Annotated in this window: 2 protein-coding genes and 1 pseudogene; all 3 read right to left on the reverse strand. The window is 72.0% G+C overall.

Translation table 11 applies throughout. From position 1 onward, the window contains the following. Positions 1-601, reverse strand: a pseudogene (locus AB0M20_RS35960) (primosome assembly protein PriA); the annotation flags it as partial. Between the two features lie 121 nt (positions 602-722). Beyond that, positions 723-1,913 (reverse strand): methionine adenosyltransferase, encoded by a 1,191-nt coding sequence (gene metK, locus AB0M20_RS35965; RefSeq protein ID WP_364305064.1) that lies wholly within the window; start codon positions 1,911-1,913, stop codon positions 723-725. 65 nt (positions 1,914-1,978) lie between these two features. Next, the coding region (coaBC, locus tag AB0M20_RS35970) for a bifunctional phosphopantothenoylcysteine decarboxylase/phosphopantothenate--cysteine ligase CoaBC (protein ID WP_364305065.1) at positions 1,979-2,856 on the reverse strand (878 nt) is incomplete at its 5' end.

Consider the following 2,856-nt stretch of genomic DNA (forward strand, 5'->3'; position numbering starts at 1 on the left):
GGTCGCGGGCGTCGGCGACCAGCACCACGGCGCCGCGACCGGCCCGGACGGTGGCGGCGCACGCCTCGGCGATGCGGGCCGGCCAGTCCTCCCCCGGAAGGGCGCCCCAGACCGCCCGGGCGGGCCGGCCCTCGGCCAGCGCCCGCAGGAACGAGACGCCGGCGGTGTAGTCGGCCCACCCCGGCCCGGCCGCGGCAGGGCCGTCCGGCGCGACCGCGGGAGGGGCGTCCGGCTCGGCCGGTCTGCTCTCCGACTCGACCCGGGCGTGGCGCGGGGGGACGGCCAGCCGGAGCACATCGGAGAGGTTGCCCGCGTAACGGTCGGCGACCGCCCGCGCGAGCCGCGCCACCTCGGGGTCGAGCACCCGCTCGGCGGAGACCACCCGATCGAGGAAGGCCAGCCGCCCCTCGTGCTCGGACGCCTCGGCCCGCTCCAGCAGGAACCCGCCGACCAGCTGGCCGGCGAACCGCACCTTCACCCGCACCCCGGGCTGCGCCGCCTCGTCGTCGGTATCGGCCACCAGGTAGTCGAACGGCCGGTCGAGGTGCGCCAGTGGCAGGTCGACACAGACACGCGCGACCGGCAGCACCTCGGCCGCCATGCGCTGAGCCCGTGTCTTTGTCACGCGCTGATTCTTCCGGTCGCCTACGACAGTTTTCGGAGACGACGTGGGCGCAGCGAAAAGGGACGCCTCATTCGAGACGTCCCTTTCCGGGGCTGTGCTAGGCAGCGGCGTTCTTCAGGTCCTGGGCGCGGTCCGTGTTCTCCCAGAGCAGCTCCGGGAGCTCACGGCCGAAGTGCCCGTAGGCGGCCGTCTGCTGGTAGATCGGACGAAGCAGGTCGAGGTCGCGGATGATCGCGGCGGGGCGCAGGTCGAAGACGTCGGTGATCGCCTTCTCGATGCGCTCGACCGGCACGTTCTCGGTGCCGAAGGTCTCCACGAACAGGCTGACCGGGTGGGCCTTGCCGATCGCGTAGGCGACCTGCGTCTCGCACCGCTCGGCCAGGCCGGCGGCCACCACGTTCTTGGCCACCCAGCGCATTGCGTACGCCGCCGACCGGTCCACCTTGGACGGGTCCTTGCCGGAGAACGCGCCGCCGCCGTGGCGGGCGTAGCCGCCGTAGGTGTCCACGATGATCTTGCGGCCGGTGAGGCCGGCGTCGCCCATCGGGCCGCCGATCTCGAAGCGCCCGGTCGGGTTGACCAGCAGGCGGTAGCCCTCGGTGTCGATGCCGAGGCCCTCCAGCTCGGGCGCGATCACGTGCTCGCGGACGTCGGGCGTGAGCAGCGAATCCAGCGAGATGTCCGCGGCGTGCTGCGACGACACCACGACGGTGTCGAGACGCACCGGGCGCAGGCCGTCGTACTCGATGGTGACCTGCGTCTTGCCGTCCGGGCGCAGGTAGGGAATGGTGCCGTCCTTGCGGGTGGTCGACAGCCGCCGGGCCAGGCGGTGCGCCAGCGCGATCGGCAGCGGCATCAGCTCGGGCGTCTCCGAGCACGCGAAGCCGAACATCATGCCCTGGTCGCCGGCGCCCTGCGCGTCCAGCACGTGGTCCGAGTTGCCCTCACGCAGCTCGACGGCGCTGTCCACGCCCTGCGCGATGTCCGGCGACTGCGAGCCGATCGAGACGCTGACGCCGCAGGACGCGCCGTCGAAGCCCTTCTTGGACGAGTCGTAGCCGATGCCGAGGATGGTCTCGCGCACGATGCTCGGAATGTCCGCATACGCCTGAGTGGTCACCTCGCCGGCGACGTGCACCTGGCCGGTGGTGATCAGGGTCTCGACCGCGACGCGGCTGCGCGGGTCCTGACGCAGGAGTGCGTCGAGAATGCCGTCGCTGATCTGGTCAGCGATCTTGTCCGGGTGGCCTTCCGTGACCGACTCGGAGGTGAACAGGCGGCGTGCCACGGTGCTCCTCAGATTCGTCCAACAACTCGTTGCGCGGAAGTGTAGTCACCACTTCGCGGCGGGTGTCACGCCGTCCCAGCTCGGGTAAGGCGGCTCACCACCTGGTCCCAGACCGCGTCGGCCACCTCGTCCTTCGGCAGCTCACCCAGCTCGGCGTGCAGCCCGTCGGCGTCGATGAGGGTGACGGTGTTCGCGTCCGAGCCGAAGACCCGGTCGACACCCACCTCGTTAACGACGATCAGGTCGGCACGTTTCCGGCTGAGCTTGCCGCGTGCGTTCTCGATCGCGTCCGACGTCTCCGCGGCGAAGGCGACCAGCACCTGACCAGGGCGCTTGTTGGCGCCCAGCTCGGCGGCGATGTCCGGGTTGGTGACCAGTTCGATGATCGGTGCGGCCCCGCCGGGGACCTTCTTGATCTTGTGTACGGCCGCGGTGGCGGGCCGGAAATCGGCCGGGGCGGCGGCCATGACCACGGCATCCGCGCCCGCTGCCGCCTCGAGGGTCGCCTTGCGGAGCTCGTCGGTGGTGCCCACGCGGACCATGTCGGCGCCCGCCGGGTCGGGCAGTGTGACGTTCGCCGCGATCAGTGTGACGCGCGCCCCACGGGCCACCGCGGTCCGCGCGAACGCGTACCCCTGCTTGCCCGATGATCTGTTGCCCAGAAACCGCACCGGGTCGAGCGGCTCCCGCGTGCCGCCCGCCGTGACCACGACGTGCCGGCCCCGCAGGTCGGTGGCCCTGTTCGCCAGCGCGCGCCGGGCGATCTCGAAGATCTCCACCGGGTCGGGCAGCCGGCCCTTGCCGGTGTCCGCGCCGGTCAGCCGGCCGACCGCGGGCTCGATCACCAGGTGGCCACGGTCGCGCAGGGTGGCGACGTTCGCCCTGGTCGCCGGGTTCTCCCACATCTCGGTGTGCATCGCCGGCGCCCACACGATCGGGCAGG

It is taken from the genome of Actinoplanes sp. NPDC051633 (assembly GCF_040681735.1).
Classification (GTDB): domain Bacteria; phylum Actinomycetota; class Actinomycetes; order Mycobacteriales; family Micromonosporaceae; genus Actinoplanes.